Below are 22,951 nucleotides of genomic sequence, written 5' to 3' on the forward strand. Positions count from 1 at the left end.
CCCTCCGGGCGCTCAGCCCCGCTTGCCACCACCCGGAGGGGCCTTGCCTTTCGGGACCCGTTCCTTCTTGCTGGTGCTCTTTGGGACCTTGTCCTTCACGTCGGCCGGTTCGACGCTCGCCACGATGGTGCGCAGTGCGTCGGCCAGGTCCTTGCTCGATGGAGCGTGCTCCGGGTCGATCAGCCACTGCACCAGCAGGCCGCTCATGAGCGCCTGGTAGAACGAGCCAACCGCCCACGCCGTCCTGTCGGTGGTGGCATCGAGGTTCTGGAACAACCGGGCCAGCCCGATGCGCCCCGCCTCCAGCCCGGAGGCGAGCTGCTGGCGGACCTCCGGCACGTGCTCGGCGGTCGCGTAGGCCTCGAAACTCGCGGACAACATCCTCCGGTATTTGGGGAACAACTCGAGCACCCGCTTCCAGTTGGCCTCGAACCGCTCCAGGGTCGTGGCCTCGGCAGGGACCTCGGCGGCCAGCGCACGATGCATCTCCTCCCCCAACTCCTCGATTGCCTGGAGGATGGCCGCATTCATCAGCGCCTCGGTGGATTTGAAGTGGTAGCCAATGGCCGCCAGGCTCGTCCCCGCCTCGGCGGCGATGTCGCGTGCCGTCGTCCGCGCGTACCCCTTCTCGTACAGGCAGCGCTTGGCTCCAGCGAGCAGGTCCTCACGATTTCCCATGGTGGGGAGTCTATTCCGATGTCGAAACAAGCGTCTTGGACAAGTGTACTAGACATCTGTATGAGACGTTTGTACAAATGTCTCACGCGCCCTGGCCAGGAATCCGGCCCGCGCGGACCCGATGGAACCGACAGGTCCAGGAGAGTCCCCCATGAAGAACAGGAACATCCTCATCTCCGGCGCGAGCATCGCCGGGCCCGCGCTGGCGTACTGGCTGAGCCGTCATGGCTTCAATCCCACGGTGGTGGAGCGAGCCCCGGCGCTGCGCGACGGAGGCTATGCGGTGGACTTCCGCGGCGCCTCGATGCAGGCGCTCGAGCGCATGGGCCTGCTGGGCGAGGTGCGGCGGGCGCAGACGCACATGGGCGCGGTGACGTTCGTCAACGGAGACAACAAGCCCGTGGCGAGTCTGCCCTCCGAGTTCATGAGCGGAGAGGTGGAGATTCTTCGCGGTGACCTGGCCCGCATCCTCTACGAGGCAAGCCGACAGGGCACCGAGTACCTCTTCGGCGACTCCATCACCTCTCTGACGCAGGACGAGCAGGGCGTCCGGGTCACCTTCCAGCACGCTCCCCCGCGCACCTTCGCTCTCGTGGTGGGCGCTGACGGACTGCACTCCAACGTGCGAGCGCTGGCGTTCGGAGACGAGTCCCGGTTCGTCCACGACCTCGGCTACTACGTCTCCATCTTCACCGCGCCCAACCTCCTGAACCTCGACTACGCGGGGCGCTTCTACACCGAGCCCGGAAGGACGGTGGGCGTGTACAGCGCCCGGCAGAACACCGAGTCGAAAGTCATGCTCGTCTTCGCCTCACCGCCGCTGAAGTACGATCGCCACGACAGCGCGAGGCAGAAACAGCTCCTGGCCAACGCGTTCGCCGGGACGGGATGGGAGACTTCTCGGATCCTCGAGGCCATGTGGGACACCCCCGACTTCTACTTCGATTCCATCAGCCAGGTTCGCATGGACTCCTGGTCAAACGGGCGAACGGTGCTGCTCGGGGACGCGGCCTATTGCGCCTCGCCACTGTCGGGCATGGGCACGGGGATGGCCGTGGTGGGCGCGTACGTGCTGGCCGGAGAGCTCGCGGCCGCCGCCGGCGACCACCGCACCGCGTTCGCCCGCTACGAGGAGCAGATGCGAAGTTACGTCCAGCAGTGCCAGAAGCAGGGGCAGGACGGCGGTGACTTCTTCGTGCCCCAGAGCCGCGCGATGATCTGGTTCCGCAATCAGCTCTACCGGAGCATGTCCTGGGTGCCCTGGAAGGGGCTCATCGCCCGGATGGCGATGCGAGCGGGCAACGCCATCTCGCTCAAGGAGTACCCGGCCTGAACGCGGGAAGACCGAGCGCCTCAGGATGGCCGCTCGCTGAGGCGACGTCCCCACGGAGAAGGGCCCACGGCGGCATCACGAGTCCCTCGCACCGCCTCTATCGGAACAGGAGCGAAACCATTCCCGGCCGCCGCATGCGGCGCGCGACCGGGTCTTCCCATTGCTCGCTCCTGGAGCCTCCACCGTGTCTACCTACTCTGTTCGTCCTGGCGACACCCTGTCGAAGCTCGCAGCGAAGTTCCACACCACGGTCGACGCGCTCGTCAGGCTCAACCACATCAAGAACCCCAACCTCATCCGAGTCGGGCAGAAGCTGACGATTCCCGATGGCGTCACGCCTCCTGGCCCCCCACCCCCCAGCCGCCGTGCGCCCTCCTCCACCAGTGGCCGCAGCACCGGCCCCAGCCGTACCGTCTCCACCTCCTCTGGCGGGACTCCCCTGTTCCGGCAGGGCGATGCCCGGTGGGGTGGCCGCACCCTGGGCCGGCGCAGATCCATCTCCAGATCGGGCTGCGCCATGACCGCCACCGCCATGGCCATCAGCAAGATTGGCGGCAAGGTCATCGATCCCGGCAAGCTCGATGCGTATCTCGACGCGCACGGTGGCTACACCGGGGACACCCTCCTCTGGAGCAAGGCCGCCAGGATGGCTGGCCTCGGTGCCTCCAAGCCCGGCTGGAGCATCGCCACCGTCAACAAGCAGCTCGACAAGGGCCGCCCCGTCGTCATCGGCGTGGACTACAGGCCCGGCCAGGGTGGCGGCTCCAACGGCACCGACCACTGGGTGACCGTCACCCACCGTCAGGGCAATACCTACTTCGCCAACGACCCCGCCACCGGGAGGACAATCTCCCTCAAGCTCCAGAACAGCCGGCTCGTAGGTGGCCCGAGGAACTACAAGAGCACGGGCGAGCTCGTCGTCTTCTCCGGAGGCAGCCGCACCCGGATGTCCGGCAAGGAGTCCATCCAATCCGCTCCCGCGGCCCCCGTTTCGCTCGAAGGCCTGACGCTACCCGCGGTGGGCCTGAGGGAGGGCTCGCGAGGCGCCCAGGTGGAGCAGCTCCAACGGGCGCTGGTGAAGACGGGCAACCTCTCACAGGCCACCATGAACACCGGCCCGGGCATCTTCGGGCCCAAGACCCGAGCGGCACTCCAGGCGTTCCAGGCCGCGCACGGAGTGCCGAGCACCGGCAACTACGGTCCGCTGACCCGCGCCGCCTTCAAGAAGCTTGGAGCCAAGATAGGAGGCTCCGGCGGCGGCACCAAGGGTGGCGTGACGCTCGCGCAGCTGCGCGCCATCATGCCCCGCCTGCCGCAGGCGAAGGCCCAGCAGTACCAGCCCTACCTCAACGCGGCCATGGTCGAGGCGGACATCAACACCCCTAAGCGCCAGGCCGCCTTCCTCGCGCAGCTCGCGCATGAGAGTGATCAGCTCCGCTCTATGGAGGAGCGCAACTCCGGCGCCGACTACGAGGGCCGCAAGGATCTGGGCAATACCCACCCGGGCGATGGCAAGCGCTACAAGGGCCGTGGTCCCATCCAACTCACCGGCCGCACCAATTACCGCGCCGCGGGCAAAGCGCTGGGCATCGACCTGGAGAACAACCCCAAGCGCGCCGCGGACCCGGATGTGGGCTTCCGCACCGCCGCCTGGTTCTGGAAGAGCCGCAACCTGAACAGCTACGCGGACGCGGGCAACTTCCGCGAAGTCACCCGCCGCGTCAACGGTGGCTACAACGGGCTCGCCAGCCGCGAGGCGTACTACAAGCGCGCGCTCGGCGTGCTGGCCTGAGACGCAGGGGCTCTTGGGACAGGAGCGCGCTTGGTAAGGCCGGACTCGGGCTACTCGAGCTTGTAGCGCTTGAGCTTCTCGTAGAGGGTCCGCACTCCAATCCCCAGCCGCTCGGCGGCCTCCCGGCGGTTGCCGCCCACCTCCTAGCAGCGTGGGACCATCGGAAATCTGTGCGCGCAGGTCCCGGTGGGTGGCGGCGATCCACCGCACGTCCACTTCGATGGTGCGGGTGCCGCCCACGCGCTCGAAGGCGCACTCCTGGATTACTCGCAGCAGCCGGGCCTGGAGACCAGGCTTCAGCTCGCCCACCTCGTCGAGGAAGAACGTGCCGCCGTGGGCCAGCTCGATGCGCCCGTGCTTGCACTCGGTAGCACCGGTGAAGGCGCCCGTCTCGTGGCAGAGCGTCTCCCAGGGGCCGATGGCCGTGCGGAAGGTCTCCCAAGAGCCAATGGCCGTGACGGTGGCCTTCACGTAACTGCCGCCCCCGCCCTCGGCGGCGAAGTACTGGCCGTCGAGCACCTGGGGGTGGACGGTGTCACCGCTGCCCGCCATCCAGTTCCCTGCGGGAAGACGGACCCTCACCCTGAAGAACACGGACCTCGAGGTGTCACGCGACTACCGCGTCTCCGTCCCAGCCAACGATGAGGTCACGCTGAAGGCTGACCTCTTGGAGTAGAGACGGAGACCTCCCCTTACCTGACGAGGCAGGCAGCGCCATTCAGGGTGAACAGCGCTGGAGTGGGATTCGGCCCCGTCGCCGGAGTTCCGATGAAGCCGAAGGAAACCGCTCCACCAGGTGGGATGAGGGCATTCCAGGGCAGGTGGGTCGCGCTGACCGTGGCGCCGGACTGACTGGCGTTCACGCTCCACGCACGGGTGACAGTCTGCCCACCCAGGAACGACCAGCGCAGGGTCCAGCCGTTGATCGCGCTGGCGCCGGTGTTGCGGAGGGTCACCTGGACGTTGAAGCCATCACTCCACTCGTCCTGCTTGACATAACTGACCTGACACGAGGCCGCGGGCTCGGCCGCCCCATCACCCTGACCGGCGAGGAACGCGGCGATCCAAGCCAGTGGGGCATTCCAGTTGATGGTCAGCTCGTTCGTGGCATAGGACTCGATGTCGTCGATGTAGCAGAACTGGGCCACACAGCCCGTCAGCTTCTGCTGGGCGATCGGATCCTGGATGTACGAGTTCGGACCGCCCGACAAGGTGCCTCGTGGCGGACGGGGCAGCGCCGGGTTGAGCTGGTGCGCATACCACCGGCTGTGCTGGTTCTGCGAGCTCACCTCACCGTAGCCAGTGACGTAGGAGATGTTCAGGGCGTTGCGACCCAGGATGTAGTCCATGCCCTGCGCAACGCCCTCCACGAAGCGCCTCTCGCCGGTGATGTCGTACGCGGTCGCCATGACAACCATGTTGTTGAGGACCTGGCTGGAGGAGCCCCAGACGAACATGTTGTCGGCGGGCGCATAGGGCAGCCCGTACGGATGAGCGTTGAGTGTGTTCAGGTATTTCGTGGCGCCCGCCACGACCGACTGCCGCACCGCGGCACGGTCCGGTAGGTTGCTCGGCACCATCGCCAGGTCCATGCGAGCCAGCGCGGCGACCGCCCCCCAGGAGATGCCCTGCTCGGTCCAGATGTCAGCGGTGTGCAGCGGCGACCCGAGCACGAAGTCACGGAACGGCGCCTCACCGGTGGTCAGGAAGAGCTCCGTGGCGGCCCAGTAGAACTCGTCCCGGAGATCGAAGTCCTCGTACGCGCCTCCGCCGATGTTATCGGACGCGCTGGCGTAGATCGCCGGGTGAGCAACCGCCGCGGCCCACGCCGTCCGTGCAGCCGTCAGACTCCGCTGCGCGAAGGCCGGGTCATACGGGGCGAACAGGCGCGCCGCTTGCGCGGCAGTCGCGGCAAGGTTGAGCGTCGCCGCCGTGGACGGCGGGTGCAGCTCGCGCCGCTTGGGGTCCAGGTGGGGCAGCAGCGGCAGGCCGGTCCATTCGGCATCGTGCACCTTGTGGTGGACCATGCCGGCCAGCGGCTTACCCGCGGGCACCTGCATGCGGAGCAGGAACTCCATCTCCCAGCGCGCCTCATCGAGGATGTCTGGCACACCATTCCCGCTCTCCGGGATGGCCAGCTGACCGTCCGTGAACGGCTGCGCGGCCCGGACGTATTTGGTCCGCTCGAACGCATTCATGAGCTGGAAGACCGAGATTCCGCCGTTGACCACGTACTTTCCATGGTCGCCCGCGTCGTACCAGCCACTGGCCACGTTGAGCGTGTAATCACAGACTCCGGGCTGACACGGCACGACCGTGTCACCGGTGTTCGGCGAGACCCCGACGTGACCGGCGGGACGGGCGTAGCCCGGTCTCAAGCTCTCGAGGATTTCAATGCCGCTGCGCTGCGGGTAGTAGAACTTCAAGGCGTCGTCGCGCAGCGAACCGTAGAGATTGCCGCCGAGGTCGAACGGGCGGCTGGTCTCGCCGTCGGCAACCAGGGTGTAGCCGGCTCCAGCCACAACGTATCCGCTGAAGTCGATGGAGTGGACGTTCTGGCCAGAGCTGACGTCCACGCCGCGAGGCGTGCTCAGACCGCTCGCCACCACCGTGCCGGAGCCGTTGACGAGCTGCCACGGCAGTGCGGTCTTGGCCTCGGTGACAACGGTCGCGTTCTTCGGGCCGTGGGTGAGGTAGCCCACCTGGTTGACCCGTACCCGGGGACCCGTGTCCGGCTTGTAGACGTCAGGCGGGGCGCCCCCGGTCAGGGACACGTTGTCGACACAGAAGCGCCACGGCGTGGCACTGCCGCCCATCTGAAAGGCAACCTGCGCATTGGGCAGGCTCACCGGAGAGGTGAAGGTGTACGTGTACGTGTTGGCCTCCGCGGTCAGCTGCGGATAGACGGCCAGGTACTGCGTCCACGGGTCGGCGGGGAGTTGGATGAGCGCCCTGCCAGTGAAGTCAGGCGTCGCGGTGGCCACGAAGCTGTACCGGTACGTCTCGCCCGCGACGAGCGAAACGTTGTCCTGGCCGATGATCACGTCCCAGGGGTTCAAGGTCCCGCCGGGGATGTCGGCGCAGAGTTCGCCGCTGCTGGAGTCGAGCTGGATGTTGCTGGTGCCCCACCAGGGAGCATGGCCGGAGTCGAAGGTGCCGTTGACGATCTGCTCAGGCGACTGGGCCTGGGCTGGGGCCGAGACCAACGTCAGCGTGGTGGCGGCAAGTGCCAGCACTCCGGCTCGCCTCAGTCGCCTGGCCAGACGTGGGCGGAACAGCTCGAGGGAGTGTTCAGGCAGTACATCCCAATTAAAATTTTCTCTATATTTCATGTCTTACTAGATTATCTCGAATTCCCACTCCATATGTCAATCGTGCTTGCCACTGCGCGCCCATCACATCCATAGGCAGCAACAGGCATGTGACATTGAGAATTTGAGTGCTTCATCCACGGAAGAATCAAACGGCGATACAATGTCTTGATATCAACACGCGCCTCTCAAGAAAATCAGTTGGCTTGAGCTCCAACTTCATCCATGATGGCGGTCAACGCCTCGCATTGAGAGAGCAAATCAGCGGTGGCGCATTCAAGGCGTTGCAATCACAGAAGAACATGTCATCGCCATGAACCAGTATCTTGCTCGCTCATAATCCAAGGGAGAAAAACCATGCTGGCAAAGAATGAAAGGACATGGCTGTCCCTCTCTCTGGCACTGGGAGTTGCCACGGTTGCACACGGCCACGGACTGATTCAGAACCCGCCGTCACGCAATTGGTTCTGTGGAGCGCACACCAAGCCGGATGAAGTGGGGAGGCCGGGTGAATACGCGGAGTGCGCCGACGCCTTTCGAGATGACTTCTCTGGTGGCTATCAGTTCATGAGCGTGCTCACCCACGCGCAGGGACGGGCCGTGGTCAGTCCCCTGCCGCAGCACGTATGCGGCTTCGGCAGCGAGACCTGGCGCGGCGGCGCCACGCCCTGGGATAAGTCCATCAACTGGCCGACGAGCACCTTCAGCTCCGGTCCCCAGACCATCACCTGGAACATCTCTTGGGGGCCGCACTTCGACGACACCGAGGAGTTCCGCTATTGGATCACCAAGCCCGGCTTCGTCTATCAGGTAGGCAAGCCCCTGACCTGGGATGACTTCGAAGAGGAAGCGTTCTGCGTCCTGAAGTACGACGACCGCAACCCTAACGGTAATCCGGCGATTACCGCGGACAAGGCCAACGCGCTCTTCCACACCACGTGCAACGTGCCGCAGCGACAGGGGCGCCACGTCATCTATGCCGAGTGGGGACGCAACCACTACACCTACGAGCGCTTCCACGGCTGCGTCGACGTGGTGTTCCCCGGCGCCTCCAGTACTCAGCCCTAAAGGAGCACCGACACGAGCAATGACTGCTCGGTAGGAGGCCCGATCGCCACAGGGCGGTCGGGCCTGCCGTGCACCGTGCTACGGACTCATGCGGGGAACTACATGAGGCCGGCGGTGATGCCACCGTCCGACACATACACGCCACCCGTGCTGTAGCTGCTGTCCTCGCTGGCGAGGAAGAGGTACATCCGGGCGATCTCCTCGTTCGTCCCGTAGCGTTTCATGGGGACGCGCGCCGTGAGGGTGCTCTTCATCTGCTCCTCGGCGCCGGGGGCGAGGCGCCGGTGAGTCGACGCCATCATGTCGTTGTCGATGACGCCCGGGCATACCGCGTTCACCCGGATATGGAACGGCGCGCCGTCATGCGCCAGTGCGCGCGTCATCCCCACCACCGCGTGCTTGCTGGTGGTGTACGCGGAGTGCGACGGAAACCCGGCGACTCCCACGATGGACGAGGTGAGGATGATGCTCCCGCCCCCGCGCTTCTGGAGCTCGGGGAAGGCGTATTTGACGGACAACCACGTGCCGCGCACGTTGGTGGCGATCACCTGGTCGAAGTCCTCCACGGTGTGCTCGAGGATGTGCTTGTAAGGACCCTCGGTGCCCGCGTTGCTCACCAGCACGTCCACGCCACCGTAGCGCTCCACGGCGTGCCGCACATAGAGCTGCGTGTCCTCCACCTTCGACACGTCCGCCACCGTGTAGCTGAGGTTCTCGTGGTTGATGTCCTGCATCGTCTTGCGCAGCTTCTCCTCGCTGCGACCCACGATGAGCACCTTGGCTCCCTGCTCCACGAACACCTTCGCCGCCGCCGCCCCGATACCGCTCCCCCCGCCAGTGATGATCGCGACCTTCTTGTCCAACTTCTTCATAATGGCCCTTCGCTGATGTGCGACCCGGGACCCCCCCGGTGGCCACCATTGTTGGAAAGAAGACGGATTTTCAGCAAGCACGGGGAGCAGGAAGGCCTCGGCTTCCTGCCCCCAGAACCGGTGGAATCGCCCGTGTTTCTGACTCAGCTGGGGATGATGGACGTGAGACCGAAGTACATCACGGACGGGTCCGCGGGCGAGAACGCAATCGACGACACACCATCGTTGGCGTTGTGCGTCTGCGTCACCACGCCCGTCGCGTGGTCGTACTTGTAGATGTCCGTGCCATAGTCCTGGAAGTAGGTGCCAAACTCGAAATAAATGACGTGGGCGTCCTTCGGATGCGGCGCGACCAGAGGGCCGTTCCCCAACGTCACGGTCTCTGACTCCTCCACCACCGGAGCGAAGTTCTGGCCGCCGTCCGCCGAGCGGTAGAGCTTGCGGATGCTCGTCTCCAGGTCCAGACCCGCGAGCCAGACGATCTGCCCGTTCGCCGGGGACACGGCAATGGTGAACCCGTTGGCGCGGCCCGTCGACAGGCCCTTCACCTGCTTCCAGGTGGAGCCACCGTTGGTCGAGACGAAGGCCCCCTGGCTGGCCAGACCAAACAACACGTGGTTGAGGTTGGCTGGGTCGAACGCCACCGAGTAGCCGAGGACGAAGTCTCCGCTGGCTGGAGCCACACCAAGGGCCTTCCACGAGGCGCCACCATTGAAGGACTCGTAAAGTTGGCCCCGCCTGTCACCGACGCGCACGTGGCTGCCGTTGGCGGCGTCCACGCCCAGGCCCAGGATGTTGGCCACAGGTGAGGTCAACGCGGTGATCGTAGTGCCCTCGATGCGGTAGAGGCCCGAGCCATTCTCCGCCCACGCATAAGCACGGCCACCGGCCGCGGCGGTCAGCGTCAGGCCTGCGGGCACCGTCCCAATGGAGCTCCAGGTGCAGCCCGCGTCGGTGGAGCGGATGACGCTGTTCGCGTGCACCGCGAGCAACGTGTTCGCCGTGTCCAGCGCCACCAACCCTGGGGTGTACACGGTGCCCGTGAGCGTCCCCGTCGACGCGAGGGTCGCGCCCTCGTCCCGAGTGAAGGAGATGGCATTCGTCCCAGTAATGTGACTGCACGTAGGCACGGTCCAACCCGCCAGAGCCTTCTGCTGCTCGACGACCTGAGGGGAGGAATCATCCTGCCCGCCGCCGCAGGCTGACAGGGCGAGCATCGCGGACACCACGGCAATGACCGGCGGATTCCTTCTCACAAAATGCATTTTCTCTCTCTTTTAGAATGCCAAGAAATAGATGAATCGACAGCGCGCTGTGCGGGAATGCCTTTCCTGGCACTGCACCGCACGAAGCACCTACTGCCGAGAATCCATCTCCCCGTCAAATAACAATCATTTGTCGCAGCAAGCAGCTTTAAAGAAGAGACTTGCAAGCATCAGCAGAGCAATGGCAGCTTGAGCCGATTCCAGCAAATCAGACATACAAAAGAGGCTCAAGCATACGTTCTCGGCAAATTGACGTGCCATGACTGCACGGGAGGAGGCTCGACCGCCCGCGGTGCGGTCGAGCGTGCCTGTGCTGAGCTACGAGCTCAGGCGGGGAGAACCTGAGGCATCCCCTCATTTAGCAAGCTGGCGAGGAGGGGGTCGGTAGGCTGTTTAGTTCGAGCAGTAGGGTCATGGACGTTACCGGAGAAGTGGGTACTTCAGCTATCAACGAGCAGCAGGTCCATGAATTCCTCTCCAGCCTCTTCGCCGAGGACGTCCACGCCAAGCGGGTGCTGTCACTGTCGCTGGCGACGCTGGGGGTCATCCACGCCGCGAGTTTGTCGGTGTACGCCATCGGGCAGGCCGTGGCGGTGGCGCGAGGCACCAAGGGCAAGCACGGGGTGAAGCAGGTAGACAGGTTGCTGTCCAATGCGGGCTTGAACGTGTGGCACCTGTTCAGTCTGTGGGTGCCGTACATGCTGGCCCAGCGCACCGAGGCCGTCATCGCCTTGGACTGGACGGACTTCGACGATGATGACCACACCACCCTGGTGGCTTCGCTGCTGACGAAGCACGGCCGCCCTACGCCCCTGGTGTGGCTGACAGTGCACAAGTCCACCCTCAAGGGCCAGCGCAACGACGTGGAGGGTAAGCGCTCGGTGGACCACACCTTCCGCGTGAGGGAGGAGCCGTTCAGCGTCGCGTTCCAGGAGGTGTAGACATGGGACGCAACACGGAAAGAGTGGACGCAACGCTGGCGAGGGCGGCGGCAAGCAACTACTGGACGGAGGCCGAAGCGCAGGCGGTGCTGGAGGCCTACGAGGCGAGCGGGCTGTCGGTGGCGGAGTTCGCCCGCCGCCATGGGCTTACGCCACAGCGGCTGAGGTGGTGGAAGAAGCGGCGGGCCGGGGAGGCGGGCCCGGCGCTCTCGTTCGTCCCGGTGCACGTCACGGCGCCGCCCTCGCCAGAAGCACGTGGGGCACCGGGCACAGCCAGCATGGAGGTGCTACTGGCCAGGGGCCGGCGCATCCGAGTGGAGCCGGGCTTCGACGCGCACGCGCTGGCGCGGCTGGTGAGGGCGCTGGAGGAAGCATGCTGACACTACCCTCCTCGGTGCGCATCCACCTGGCGAGCCAGCCGGTGGACATGCGCAAGTCCTTCGACGGGCTGTCCTTGCTGGCACGACAGGTCCTGCGAGAGGACCCGCTGAGTGGACACCTCTTCGTCTTCTTCAACCGCACGCGCGACATGGTGAAGGTGTTGTGGTGGCACTCCGGTGGCTTCTGCCTCTTCTCCAAGCGCCTGGAGAAGGGCAGCTTCCGCCTGCCGCGCCCGCTACCGGAGGACACGGGCGCCGTCATCCTGGAAGCGGTGGAGCTCACCCTGCTGCTGGAGGGGATTGATTTGAAGGCCAGTGTCCGCCGGCCTCGCTGGCAGCCCCCACCTGAGAAGTCGGTTGCTTGAGAATACCTCTTGCGTCCTGGGTCCGGGTCATGGCTCATGTCCCGGGACATGAGCGGCGCGGCTCCCGGCAAGAAGACGACGGACGTACACGGCGTGGCGGCGCTGCTGCGCACGCTGCTGGCCGAGGGCCAGGACGAGCAGGTGATTGAGCTGGTGGTGGGCCTGCTCTCGCAATTGGTGGAGAAGAACACCGAGTTGGAGTTGCGGCTGCGCAAGGCGCTGCGCCAGCGGTTTGGCCGCCAAAGCGAGAAGCTCTCCGCCGAGCAACTGTCGCTGTTCCTGGAGCAACTGGGCCAGCAGAACGCCGGGGCCCAAGAGGCGGCGCCGCCCCAGGCCGGGGACGCAGGCGTCGCGGCGGGCTCCACGCCGCCCTCCAAGCCACCCCACAAGGAATCGCGAAAGAAGGAGCGCAAGGGGCACGGGCGCCGCCCGCTGCCCTCCAGCCTGCCGCGCGAGCAGCGCGTCCACCAGCCCCCGCCCGAGGCGCTGCGGTGCGAGGCATGCGGGCGGGACAAGACGTGCTGTGGCCAGGAGAAGAGTGAGACATTGGAGTGGGTGCCTGGCCACTTCAAGGTGATTGAGGAGGTACGGCCCAAGTACGCCTGCCGGCCGTGTGGTGACGGGCTGGTGGTGGCGCCTCCCGCCGACAGGGTGATTGAGGGGGATTGCCCGGACCGGGCCTGGTGGCCCACGTCCTCGTCTCCAAATTCAAGGACCACCTGCCGCTGCACCGGCTGAGCGGCATCTACGCGCGCCATGGCGTGCAGCTGCGTACCTCGACGCTCTCGGACTGGGTGGCCGCGGGCGCCGACACCCTCCAGCCGCTGGCCCGGGAGGTGGCCCAACGGGCGCTGGCCTCGCACGTGCTGCAGAGCGACGATACGCACCTGAAGGTGCTCGACAGAGAGCACCCCAACGGACTCAAGCGCGGGCACATGTGGGTGTACTTGGGGGACACCACCTGGGCGGCCTTCGTCTACACGCCGGACTGGAAGGAAGAAGGGCCCCTGTCCTTCCTGGACAAGCGTGAGGGCTGGCTGCTGGTGGACGGGTACAAGGGCTACGACAAGCTGTTTACCCGCCAGGGCGCCACCGCGGTGGAGGTGGGGTGCTGGAGCCATGCCCGTCGCTACTTCGTCGAGGCCTTGGACGCCGGTGACACACGAGCGGCGCTGCCGCTCTCTCTCATCGGCCGGCTCTTCGAGGTGGAGCGCGAAGCCGACGAGCAGCAGGTGGAGGAGACCGAGCGGCTGCGCAGGCGTGACACGCTCTCACGCGCTGTCACGGAGCAACTGGGGCGCTGGATGGCCGAAGTCTACAACCGGGAGCCGCCGAAGAGTCCGCTGGCACGGGCGTGCCGCTACGCCATCAACCAGTGGAAGTCGCTGACGCGCTTCATGGAGGACGCGCGCCTGCCGCTGCACAACAACGCCTCGGAGCTGCGGCTGCGGGAGATTGCCGTCGGCAGGAAGAACTACCTTTTCGCCGGCAGCGACGCGGGAGCCGAGCGCGCCGCGTGCGTGTACACGCTGGTGGCCACGTGCGTGCTGGCCGGGGTGGAGCCGTGGGCGTACCTGGCTGACGTGCTGGAGAAGCTCGCCCAGGGCTGGCCGCAGCGCCGTCTCGAGGAACTGCTGCCGCCCATGTGGAAGGCCGCGCGCGCGGCTGCCTCGCAGACGCCCTCCACCTCTTCTGCCGCGACCTGAGCACCGCCCATCCCCGTCGGCAGACCGGCGGGCGGCGCACCCGTTATCACATCTGCGCCGCCCCCCTGCACCGCTCTGCCGAGTGGATACCGTGGAGGACACCGTCCTGCTACGCCTGCGCGAACTGATTCCGGGCGAGGTGAAGGTGACGGTACTTGCCGACCGGGGCTTCGCTGACCAGGCACTGTATGCGCTGCTGGCGCAGTTGGGCTTCTCGTACGTGGTGCGCTTCCGCAAATCCATCACGGTGACGAACACAGACGGGGAGCGCAAACCCGCGGGGAGTGGGTGCCGAAGTCGGGCCACCTGCGCACGCTCAAAGGAGCGCGAGTCACGGCGGACGAGACAGAAGTGGCTGCCGTGGTGTGCCTGAAGAAGAAGGGCATGAAGGATGCTTGGTGTCTGGCCACCAACCTGGTGGATGCCTCCGGTGCCGAGGTCGTCGCGCTCTACCGCCGCCGTTTCACCATCGAAGAGGGTTTCAGGGATGTGAAGGACTTGCGCTTCGGTATGGGCCTGTCTTCGGTGCGCATCGCCGAGACGGACAGGCGAGACAGGTTGCTGCTGGTCAGTGCCCTGGCGTGCGCGCTGCTGACGCTGCTGGGGGCCGCGGGCGAGAGTCTCGGCATGGAGCGCTACCTCAAGGCCAACACCTCCAAGAAGCGCACCTACTCCCTCTTCCGTCAGGGATGTATGTACTACAAGGCCCTGCCCATGATGCGAGAAGCCGAGTTGCGTCCTCTCATGGAGCGCTTCGCCCAACTCGTCCGTGAGCAGCTCGTTTTCCGCGAAGCTTTCGGTCTCATCTAAAATGAGGGGATGGCTCAGGGGGAGAACGGCAACCGCTTCCACTTCGAACAGCATTCCGTCGAGTGCCAGGCGCGGTACTGGAATCAACGTACAGGTCGGCTTCATGCCGGCAGTCCACGCGCGCTCGAGCTCGGAGCCGAAGACCTTCAGCCTCTCCTCGGAATGGTCCACGATGAGGACGGTGAGCTTGGCGACATCACCCACCCCAGCCCCCTCGGATTCCAGCGCCGTACGGAGATTGCTCAACGCTTGCCGGACCTGCAAACGGAAGTCTGGCTGGAGCGCTCCGGACTCGTTCTCTCCGCCTTGTCCGGCGATGTAGATGAGACGGGAGCCAGGCGCGACCCGGGCAACGTGTGAATAGCCGTGGGCTGTCGGGTCATAGAGCCCCTTGGGATTCGCCAGCACCAGAGGGGACACCGTGGAGGGTTCTGCTGACAACGCCTTCTCCGACGTGACGATACCGTCCGCATCCGCGTAGAGGTAATGACCGGGCCGGAAGGTGACTCCCGCGAAGCGCACTTCCACCTCGCGCTGTCCCTCGTTGCGGCGGCGCGGCGAACGGCGGCTCGCGGCCTACCGAGCTCGCCTTCTTCAACCGCGTTCAGGTCTATTTCCAGGGCCGCCGTGCCCGTTGATGCAGCGTTGGGGCAGAGCGCCTCGGTGCCGTGTCAGGGCAATCGCGTACCCGAGGCGACGCCGCCCCCTGTAATGCCGGTGTTCGCCGCGAGGTTGGCCGACTACCAGGCCATCACGTAGTCGATGACCATCTCGTCATAGACGGTGAACGCGCCATCGGTCTGGGTCAGCACGGTGAAGACGTGCTGCTCACCCACGCTTGGCTGCTGTCCCCCAAAGCTACAGCGTCGGCATGAAGATCTTCAGCCCGGTGCGGCCACCTGCGCCGAGCGTGTTGCGCTCGATGAAATCGCTCACGGACGAGCGACCGTCGCCGGTGGTGATGGCGGTGTGGCCATAGATGCTGCCCGCGCGCGACGAGGTCTTCTCCCAGGTGAGGACGAGGCCCGGAATCTTCAGCGCCTCAGCGAGCGACATGTGGACCTGCTTGAACTTGTCGCGCGGCAGGTTGTTGTCGATCTGGTTGCCGTTACCCCAGACCTTGAAACCGAAGGCATTCTGGATGGCCCTGCTCACGCCGGTGGCGCACAGTCCCTGGCTGTTGTACCCGCCGAGGCTCATCGCGGCCGCACGGCCCGCGCTCGCGAGCTTGCGCATCGCAGCAGTCGCCTGGCCCGGGCTCCCGGCGCCACGGCTCCCATCGACATGCCCGCTGCCCCTCGAGCCACCGGCCCTCTTCGTGCCGCTGCCGCCGCGGGCACCGCCGCCTTTGGCGGACTCGAAGCTGTCGCTCCGAGCGTGGCCGGAGATGCGCAGGGAATTGCCCGCGTAGATGAGATTCGGGTTGGAAATCTTGTTGAGGCGCGCCAGTGCCGAGACGCTGGTCTTGAAACGAGAAGCAAGAGCCCAGAGGGTGTCGCCCTGGCGAATGCGGTAGGTGGACATGGAGATCTCCTGGGACGATTGTCGCGACGTCCGTTGCGGAGTTGCGCCCGAATTTCCCAGACAGCCGGTGGGATGCGCGCGATATGGCTCAGCCTCGCGTGCGGCGCAGGACGGGCCACACCAGCGCCACCAGTGCCCCCGCGCAGACCAGGGACAGTACCCAGGAGGCGATCTGGAAGAACCGGGCCGAGCCCTGGGCAGAGGACACCAGCTCCTCCCGGGTGCCGCCAAAGACGCGCGTGGCGTTCACTTCCGGCGTCTCCCCCCCGCGCGCCAGCGTTCCCAGGACCACGACTTCCTGACCGGCCTCGAAACCGGTGTACCACTGGGAACCTGTCGCCGGCCGTGAGGGGTCCCAGGAGCCTTCACTCTTCTCGTCCTTCCAGGAGGTGGGGCCCCGCTCGTCCAACTCCCCGGGCTCCTTCGTGGCCGCGCCGATGGCGTAGTCCTCGTTGCGGACGCGGACCCGTCCCGAAGATGTTTCCACCAGCAAGGAGGGCGTGACGCGCTCCTTCACCCGCCACCGCGTCCGAGCCGTGCTCCCCGACGTGTCTCGGTACGGCTCATGATGGAGGTACGCGACATAGCGGCGAAACAGCACGGGGTTGTCGCCGGCCAACCGTCCCGCCACCAACACGGCCTCCCCAGGACTCAGCCCACCGAGAGTGGTGGCTGTGCTCACGGGAAGTGATTCCGCCTGTCGAGCCTCTTCTCGGGCCAGGTGTGCGGCGTACCCCATCCCAGCGGCGAGCGCGCCCGACACCAGGACCGCGAACCCCAGCGCCAGCCATAACCCCTTGGAACGACGTCGGTTTGGAGCCATCGCGGGGACGATGCCATGATCCTCGCGAAAATCCGCTGGAATCACGCAACTCGCGCCGCGCCCCCTCGATAATGGGGCCATCGAAGTCCTTTGAGCCCTTCCGTGGCTCCGTTGGAGATCATCCCATGGCCCCGCCCATCCGCCGCTCTGATTCGAACCTCTACAGCAAGGCCCGCAGCTCCAGTGTCGAGGTCTCCAAGCAGCGTGCGACGACCGGCAATGGCTCCTCCAAGAGCGCGGTGAAGGAGAACCGCGTCACCACCACGACCACCCGCGCCAACGAGGCGACGTCCACCTCGACCAAGTCCAAGACGTACGACAACAAGCGGACCGGGACGCGGGACCAGTACGACTACAAGAGCCAGGACACCAAGCCGGTCGAGCAGAAGAAGGTCGCGCCGGAGGGCAAGACCACCCTCTTCACCACGAAGAAGCCGGACTCGAAGCCGCTCGTCGAGGCGAAGGGCTCCCCGCTGGCCGAGGGGAAGACGACCCTTCCGGGTGGCGTCGACCTCAAGGGCTCCGTGGAAGGCCCGAGCTTCAAGCTGGACGGAGAGGCGAGCGCGGAGGCCAAGGGATTCAGCGGCGTCGACCTGAATGTGAAGCTCGAGGTGGAAGCCAACCTCCTCAAGGCGGAGGGGTCCGCCGAGAAGGAGTTCAAGTTCAAGGTCAACGGCGAGGACATCTCCGTCAAGGTGAAGCTGGGTGCCGAGGGGAAGGTGGGCATCGACGGCTCCATCAACCTCAAGGTGCACGTGGGCAAGGACGGCGTGTCCATCTCCGCCGGGGCCGAGGGTTTCGCGGGCGCCAAGGGCAGCCTCTCCGGGGAGATCACCACCACCGTCAACGGGCATGAGGTGGCGAAGGGCAAGCTGGGCGTCACCGCGGCGGCGGGTGCCATGGCAGGCGCGGAGTTCGAGGCCGGCTTCACCCACTTCAAGGCCAAGGCCTATGCGGCCGTGGGCGTGGGCGTGGGCTTCGACATCTCCGGCGAGGTGAACGCGGGCAATCTGGCCAAGGAAGTCCCCGGTCTGCTCACCACCTGGGACGACTGAGCCTCCCTTTTCAGCTCAGCCATCCCCACCAGAGCGCGCCCAGGGCCGAGGTGCCGCACAGGGCGGCCACGGCCCAGCGCATCAGTCGTACATCCACAGGAACCTCGGACAGGTACCGCTCCAGGGGAGCCGCATAGAGCCACTCGGCCCTGGCCCGAGGCGTCCTCCCCGGCTCCTCGAGTGACACCAGGGCGCAGGCGAGGTCTCCCTTGCGCAAGGCTCTCGAGTCCTTCGCTTCCTCGCCGGGCGCCTCCTCGCGTCTCGGGAACCGAAGCGTGTAGTCCCCGTTGACGAGCAGCACGCGTCCCTCCTCCGTCTCCAACTGGATGGGCGGAGTGGAGGGGAGCTCCCGCCACGCCTCAAGCGTGCGCGTGCCCCGTCTGCGGGTCTTCTTTCGGAGGGAAAGCGCGGGCAGCCCGGCCCCCGGTGAAGCGGGAGCCACCCGTCCTTCCACCACGGCGCGCTCGCCAGGCCGCAAGCGGCTCAGCTCGGCCGCGGTGCATCGCGGGAGCCCACGAAGCTGCCTCCCGGGAGTGGGACCAGACAGCCGGAGGAAACGCCAGGCCTGGAGCCCCAGCAGGCCGGGAACGAGCACGAAGGCCGCCCCGAGAAGATGCCGCCACATATCCCCAGTATGGTGCCAATCCCCTGCTGTGTGCGCCCTTGAGTGGCTACAATGTCCGGTGTCATGAACCCTTCCGAGCAAGCACAGCCAGGTCTGCGCCTCCTGGCACGAGGCGAGTACGCAGCCGCGGTTTCCTCCTTCGAAACCGCCCTCCGCTCGCACCCCCAGGACGTGGACAGCTGGTTCGGCCTGGCTCGGGCCCAGCTCGCCCTGGGCAAACCCGAGGCGGCCAGGACCGCTCTCGCTCGCACGGTGGCGCTCGCTCCGGGGCACTCGGCCGCGCAGGCCCTGATCGCCTCCCTGGAGGATGATGGGGGCAGCCCCGAGGTGCTCAAGCGACTGGCCAGTCTGGCCCAGGCCCCTGGGGCCGGTTTCATCGAGCACTATGCCCATGCACAGGCCCTGCTGCGCCGGGGACAGGATGACGAGGCCTCCAAGTCCCTGCGCGCGGCGTTGACGCTCCAGCCCGAGAGCCCCCAGGCGCTGGTGGACCTGGGACAGATCGCGCTGCGCCAAGGTCGAGCGGATAAGGCCCGGGATGCGTTCCGCGTGGCCAGTGGGCTCGCGCCCGGAGAGTGGATGCCCCAGCTGCTCCACGCCCGCGCGCTCATGGCCCTGCGCCACTTCGCCCAGGCGATGACCGTGCTGAACGAGGCGGTGGCCGCCCACCCGCGCGAGGTGCCCCTGCAGCAGGCGCGCTTCGAGTGCGCCCTCATTCAGGGCGAGCCCCAGAAGGCGCTCGAAGCGGCACAAGCGCTCGAGACGCTCAAGCCCGGGGATGCGAACCCCCTCTATCAGCGCGGGCTGGCCCTGCTCACCTTAGGGAAGCTGCCCGAGGCGGCGCAGGCCCTCCAGGAGTCCCTCCGACTCGCGCCCGAGGCGATTGAACCCAAGCACGCGCTCGCGCAGGTACGCACGGCGCAGGGCCAGCAAGGGGAGGCACTCTCACTCCTGGAGGAGCTCCAGCGCGCCGCGCCTCGGGCCTTGGAGCCCGTGCTCGACCTGTCCCGTCTGTATCTGGCAGAGGACCGGACCGCCGAGGCGGAGCGGGTGCTTCGCGCGCTGTCCGCGGAACACCCGGAGGAGCCCCGGGTGAACCTCAACCTCGCGCTGGCGCTCTTCAAACAGGACCGCAAGCCGGAGGCCCTGTCGTTCATCGAGCGCGTCAAGGCCAGCCGCGACGCGAGTCTGGTGGAGCAGGCCCGGAAGCTCGAGGCGCAGATTCACGGTGCGCCCCTGCGGCCCCCCATCATCCGAGGCTGAAACCCGGCGGCCCCCGCCCCATCACTTCACTTGACTGGGCACTTACTTCCTTCGGGCAGTTCCGTGCAGCAGACATAGAAATGCTGATGGGGCCAGCAGCCGGCAGTCTTGACTTTGTCCCAGTCCTGCTGTGTCCAGATGGACTGAGCCCAATCCGCGATTTGATTCACGAGCTTCTGACTGACGCCGTGATGTCTGAAGTGCGGAAGCATGTACCAGAGCTTGTCGCCCAGGGAGCCTTCGTACTTGCCCGTGATGACCTCCTTCGTGAGGGCCACCTTGGCGTTGCTGGCGACAGTTTTGCTCTTCAACCAGGCGGAGCGCTGATACCCGCGGGTCTTGTCCCACCACGAGGAGAGCAGGGCCTCCATGATGGCTTTGCGTTCCTCCGGCGAGGTCTCGGCCCAGCCCTTCATGTAGCCTGGTGCCACGAGCTTGGTGAGATCCACCACGGTCTTCGGACTCCATCCAGAAGAGCTGCCCTGGATATCCAGCCCGATGGAGTTGTCTGACACCTGCATCCCCTTCACCAACCAGAGCGTCAACAGGCCATTCCCGGGCACGTGATGAGGGGGGCTGTTCTGGAGCTCCGCCAGGAAGCCATAGACGTAGGGCCAGTCGATGGGGCGCTGTCCATTCCGGCCCGCTCCATCGGAGTGATTGCCATGGTAGAGGACCAATGCGAGCTGGTACCACGCCGCGGAGAAGTAGACGAACATCAGGGGGGTGTTGTTGCCAATCCCCGTCTTGTCACGCGTGAGCCCCAACAGGTGGGGAGACGTGTCGAAGCTGTAGTTGTTCATCCAGCCCCACTCCTCTCGCGAGGTCGGGAAGAGCTGCTTCTGGTGCCCCTCCAAACCAAACTCCTGCATGATCTCCCACATCTTGACCATGCCCCAGAGGGCGGTGGAGTAGATCTTCTGGTTGTACGCCACCTCTCGGCTGTAGGGTTTTTTGCTATGAACGCTGGGGTACCTCGGACTGAGGAACTGGTAGAGCGCGTGTGTCCATTGCAGGCTCGCGTGGTACAGCTTGGCGTTATAGGTCTTGTATCCGTCTGCTTTGACCTGGCGCGCACGCTCGCGCATGCTGTGGTGAAAGCGACAGCCGCTCTCTCCGTTGTAACAGGTATAGGCGTCGTGGTGGGTGAAGTCCTTCCCCCACGCGTCCTTGGGGTGGATGGTGGGCAGCCAGTGATTCCAATCCGGGAGCTGCAGGGTGATGGGCGTGGTGCGGGTGTTGAGGTTGCCCGTCGTGAGCACGGCTTCCTTGTCGATTTGCCGAGGGAAGCCCGGGAAGATGTACGCGAAGATGTCCCGGTCCTTCTCCAAAACCTGGTCGATGCCCGCCCCCGCGGCCCAGTGCTCGACGGGCTGGCGGCCCACGCGAGGGCCCGGCTGGTACGGAGGATTCCAGGGCCGACCTGGATTGGGAATGCCCTTGAGCGTCCGGATATAGGAAGCGATCTTCTTGCCCTGCGCCTCGGTCAGCCCGTGAAACTTCGAGCGCTCGATGATGGCATGGTTTGAGTAGTTGAAGTACTTGAGGTCCCTGCCATCCCAGGTGTGACAATCCATGCAGTGCGCCTGGATTTTGACCCGGTTCGTGCTGGATTGGACCAGGGTGGCGTTGCGCCACAGCGCCGCGCCTTCCGCGATGGAGGCCGCATCCCGGAAGGGGGGCTGCCAGGTGTTGGGATCTTCTTGCGTGAACTGGCTCTCCGCGAAGACCTGGCTGTCATCGGCCCGGAGGAAGTTGAGCTTCAGCACCCGAAAACCAATGGACCGCCCATCGGTTTTGTTGAACCGGAAGTCGATCTGGTTCTTCCCGGGCACAAGAGCCCCCACCGGGACATTGATTCGCAGCGGAAGCGTGGCGAAGGCCCCACCAATCCCCCCGTAGCTCTTCCCCAGCCCTTCGACGAAGACGGTCGAGTTGCTGAGGGGGAACCACTTGCCCTTGTTGAAGCGGATGCTCGCCTTGCCCTCGTAGCTCAGGCCGTGGACCTGCAACCAGAGCGCGACGGGGAGCTGGCGCTCCTTCTCCGGGAGGGACACGGTGATGGACTTGAGGGTCCCATTCGCGCCGAGAACCTCGAGGGGGAAGGTGACGGCCCGCCCCTCGCTGGTGAGCGCAGGAGACGAAGAGCGAGCGGCGCCCAGGGCCGGGGGGCTCCATGCACAGGAGGCCAGGACGATGAGCGCGAGGACGGCTCCCCGCAGCGCCACCATGGGCGCTGAGTCTCGATGGGGTGTGGACAGGTCTTCCTGATGAGACATGGCTCGAACCTACCGCGTACCGGGCCTCGACTCGTGCCGGGATGGAGGAGTCCGCCTCCCTGTAGGAGGTTGTACGCCCCCCACCCCGGTACGATTTTGAGGCTTCGAACGACCAGACTGGAGGGCTCGCACCGTATGTCGGAGGAAGGGCTGGGAAAATAGGAGACGCGTGCTGCTGCCAGGAAGCGACCGGATTTCTCCAGGCGCACTGGATCTCGACGCCGCACACCAGGAGACGTTCGTCCGGGCCTTCCGGCCCGCCATGCGCCAGGCCTACGACGGGGTGCGACCCTACCTGGGCTTCTTGCTGACCCTCGCTCGCTCGGCTGCTTTTGACTGGGGACGAGCAGTGCTCACACCGGCATCTACCATGCCACCAATGCCTCGGGGATGTGGGTCACCGAGCTGGTCGTGGATGCTCCGGGCAACGAGCCCGTGCTCACGATTGAGCCCCAGGGGCGTCCCCACGTGCTCTTCTCGTACGGGGGCTCGACGGCCATACACGTAACGAAGCAAGCAGGGTCCTGGAAGAGCACCTTCGTGACGGACGCCAACGGCATCGCCCTGGAGCTGCTGGTGGATTCCGCAGGCAACCTCCACGCGCTGCTGGATCGGTCCCAGAATCCGAAGATCGTCTACGCCACCCTCCCGGCCAACAGCACCCATTGGAACGTCACGCCCTTCACGTAGGGGACATTCACGTCGGCTACTGGTACATCATCACCACGGACGGCGCGGGCGTCGCGGGCAACTACGTAGGGTACGCACAGTACAATCTGTGCCCGTGATGAGCAGGCCCCTCCCTCTCGAGTTCCCCCTCAATTGAACAGGGAACGCAGCCGACGCGACGGCCCCGCGCTC

At 65.8% G+C, this 22,951-nt stretch carries 20 protein-coding genes and 4 pseudogenes; 13 read left to right on the plus strand and 11 right to left on the minus strand.

Annotation, left to right across the window (positions count from 1 at the left end; genetic code table 11):
- Positions 1-12: 12 nt before the first annotated feature.
- Positions 13-678 (minus strand): TetR/AcrR family transcriptional regulator, encoded by a 666-nt coding sequence (locus F0U60_RS45185; protein WP_395809695.1) that lies wholly within the window; start codon positions 676-678, stop codon positions 13-15.
- Between the two features lie 151 nt (positions 679-829).
- On the opposite strand from F0U60_RS45185, the gene F0U60_RS45190 reads away from it, so the two are divergent.
- Both F0U60_RS45190 and F0U60_RS45195 read left to right on the plus strand, forming a co-directional pair.
- Complete coding sequence (locus F0U60_RS45190; protein WP_395809697.1) at positions 830-2,011, plus strand: FAD-dependent monooxygenase; 1,182 nt, start codon at positions 830-832, stop codon at positions 2,009-2,011.
- Positions 2,012-2,195: 184 nt separating this feature from the next.
- A complete protein-coding gene (locus tag F0U60_RS45195; protein ID WP_395809699.1) occupies positions 2,196-3,803 on the plus strand; it encodes a LysM peptidoglycan-binding domain-containing protein in 1,608 nt (535 codons plus the stop codon).
- Positions 3,804-3,853: 50 nt separating this feature from the next.
- On the opposite strand, the gene F0U60_RS45200 is transcribed toward F0U60_RS45195, so the two are convergent.
- Positions 3,854-3,943, minus strand: coding sequence for a helix-turn-helix domain-containing protein (locus F0U60_RS45200; protein ID WP_395809701.1), 90 nt, complete (start codon positions 3,941-3,943; stop codon positions 3,854-3,856).
- Between the two features lie 76 nt (positions 3,944-4,019).
- A pseudogene (locus F0U60_RS45205) lies at positions 4,020-4,355 on the minus strand (sigma 54-interacting transcriptional regulator); the annotation flags it as partial.
- Here F0U60_RS45205 and F0U60_RS45210 point away from each other — a divergent pair.
- Positions 4,336-4,479 (plus strand): hypothetical protein, encoded by a 144-nt coding sequence (locus F0U60_RS45210; RefSeq protein WP_395809703.1) that lies wholly within the window; start codon positions 4,336-4,338, stop codon positions 4,477-4,479. The pseudogene F0U60_RS45205 and the gene F0U60_RS45210 overlap by 20 nt on opposite strands.
- 16 nt (positions 4,480-4,495) lie before the next feature.
- On the opposite strand, the gene F0U60_RS45215 is transcribed toward F0U60_RS45210, so the two are convergent.
- On the minus strand, positions 4,496-7,039 hold the full coding sequence (locus F0U60_RS45215; protein WP_395809705.1) for a glycoside hydrolase family 9 protein: 2,544 nt from the start codon (positions 7,037-7,039) through the stop codon (positions 4,496-4,498).
- Between the two features lie 432 nt (positions 7,040-7,471).
- On the opposite strand from F0U60_RS45215, the gene F0U60_RS45220 reads away from it, so the two are divergent.
- On the plus strand, positions 7,472-8,182 hold the full coding sequence (locus F0U60_RS45220) for a lytic polysaccharide monooxygenase (RefSeq protein ID WP_395809707.1): 711 nt from the start codon (positions 7,472-7,474) through the stop codon (positions 8,180-8,182).
- 98 nt (positions 8,183-8,280) lie between these two features.
- Here the strand turns inward: F0U60_RS45220 and F0U60_RS45225 are convergent, their stop codons facing one another.
- Positions 8,281-9,054, minus strand: coding sequence for an SDR family NAD(P)-dependent oxidoreductase (locus tag F0U60_RS45225; protein WP_395809709.1), 774 nt, complete (start codon positions 9,052-9,054; stop codon positions 8,281-8,283).
- 143 nt (positions 9,055-9,197) lie between these two features.
- Positions 9,198-10,319 carry a WD40/YVTN/BNR-like repeat-containing protein gene (locus F0U60_RS45230; protein ID WP_395809711.1) on the minus strand — a complete coding sequence of 374 codons (1,122 nt, stop codon included), beginning with the start codon at positions 10,317-10,319 and terminating at the stop codon, positions 9,198-9,200.
- A gap of 413 nt (positions 10,320-10,732) precedes the next feature.
- Between F0U60_RS45230 and F0U60_RS45235 the strand changes: the two are divergent.
- The 6 genes and pseudogenes from F0U60_RS45235 to F0U60_RS45260 form a co-directional block, all read left to right on the plus strand.
- Positions 10,733-11,179: pseudogene (locus F0U60_RS45235) on the plus strand (IS4 family transposase); the annotation flags it as partial.
- Between the two features lie 83 nt (positions 11,180-11,262).
- On the plus strand, positions 11,263-11,640 hold the full coding sequence (gene tnpA / locus F0U60_RS45240) for an IS66 family insertion sequence element accessory protein TnpA (protein ID WP_395804338.1): 378 nt from the start codon (positions 11,263-11,265) through the stop codon (positions 11,638-11,640).
- Complete coding sequence (tnpB, locus tag F0U60_RS45245) at positions 11,634-12,005, plus strand: IS66 family insertion sequence element accessory protein TnpB (protein ID WP_395804316.1); 372 nt, start codon at positions 11,634-11,636, stop codon at positions 12,003-12,005. The genes tnpA and tnpB overlap by 7 nt, the downstream gene beginning before the upstream one ends.
- 36 nt (positions 12,006-12,041) lie before the next feature.
- Positions 12,042-12,743 (plus strand): IS66 family transposase zinc-finger binding domain-containing protein, encoded by a 702-nt coding sequence (locus tag F0U60_RS45250; protein WP_395809713.1) that lies wholly within the window; start codon positions 12,042-12,044, stop codon positions 12,741-12,743.
- Positions 12,671-13,711 (plus strand): IS66 family transposase, encoded by a 1,041-nt coding sequence (tnpC, locus tag F0U60_RS45255; RefSeq protein ID WP_395809715.1) that lies wholly within the window; start codon positions 12,671-12,673, stop codon positions 13,709-13,711. Before F0U60_RS45250 ends, tnpC begins: the two co-directional genes overlap by 73 nt.
- Positions 13,712-13,856: 145 nt before the next feature.
- Positions 13,857-14,521 (plus strand): annotated as a pseudogene (locus tag F0U60_RS45260) (transposase).
- A 36-nt stretch (positions 14,522-14,557) separates the two neighbouring features.
- Here F0U60_RS45260 and F0U60_RS45265 read toward each other — a convergent pair.
- The 3 genes and pseudogenes from F0U60_RS45265 to F0U60_RS45275 all read right to left on the minus strand — a co-directional run.
- Positions 14,558-15,067, minus strand: a pseudogene (locus tag F0U60_RS45265) (Rid family hydrolase); the annotation flags it as partial.
- A 312-nt stretch (positions 15,068-15,379) separates the two neighbouring features.
- Positions 15,380-16,045 carry a LysM peptidoglycan-binding domain-containing protein gene (locus tag F0U60_RS45270; RefSeq protein WP_395809717.1) on the minus strand — a complete coding sequence of 222 codons (666 nt, stop codon included), beginning with the start codon at positions 16,043-16,045 and terminating at the stop codon, positions 15,380-15,382.
- 88 nt (positions 16,046-16,133) lie between these two features.
- The gene (locus F0U60_RS45275) at positions 16,134-16,727 is read right to left on the minus strand and encodes a hypothetical protein (protein WP_395809719.1); all 594 of its coding nucleotides are present in this window, start codon (positions 16,725-16,727) and stop codon (positions 16,134-16,136) included.
- Positions 16,728-16,993: 266 nt separating this feature from the next.
- On the opposite strand from F0U60_RS45275, the gene F0U60_RS45280 reads away from it, so the two are divergent.
- Positions 16,994-17,923, plus strand: coding sequence for a hypothetical protein (locus F0U60_RS45280; RefSeq protein ID WP_395809721.1), 930 nt, complete (start codon positions 16,994-16,996; stop codon positions 17,921-17,923).
- Between the two features lie 10 nt (positions 17,924-17,933).
- Here F0U60_RS45280 and F0U60_RS45285 read toward each other — a convergent pair whose 3' ends face one another.
- Positions 17,934-18,548, minus strand: a complete 615-nt coding sequence (locus F0U60_RS45285) for a hypothetical protein (protein WP_395809723.1) — start codon at positions 18,546-18,548, stop codon at positions 17,934-17,936.
- 63 nt (positions 18,549-18,611) lie between these two features.
- Here F0U60_RS45285 and F0U60_RS45290 point away from each other — a divergent pair, with 63 nt between their 5' ends.
- Complete coding sequence (locus F0U60_RS45290) at positions 18,612-19,811, plus strand: tetratricopeptide repeat protein (protein WP_395809725.1); 1,200 nt, start codon at positions 18,612-18,614, stop codon at positions 19,809-19,811.
- 26 nt (positions 19,812-19,837) lie between these two features.
- Here the strand turns inward: F0U60_RS45290 and F0U60_RS45295 are convergent, their stop codons facing one another.
- On the minus strand, positions 19,838-22,090 hold the full coding sequence (locus F0U60_RS45295) for a hypothetical protein (protein WP_395809727.1): 2,253 nt from the start codon (positions 22,088-22,090) through the stop codon (positions 19,838-19,840).
- Positions 22,091-22,480: 390 nt separating this feature from the next.
- Here F0U60_RS45295 and F0U60_RS45300 point away from each other — a divergent pair, with 390 nt between their 5' ends.
- Complete coding sequence (locus tag F0U60_RS45300; RefSeq protein WP_395809729.1) at positions 22,481-22,780, plus strand: hypothetical protein; 300 nt, start codon at positions 22,481-22,483, stop codon at positions 22,778-22,780.
- The last annotated feature ends 171 nt before the right edge of the window (positions 22,781-22,951 follow it).

It is taken from the genome of Archangium minus (assembly GCF_044360475.1).
Taxonomy (GTDB): Bacteria; Myxococcota; Myxococcia; order Myxococcales; family Myxococcaceae; genus Archangium; species Archangium minus.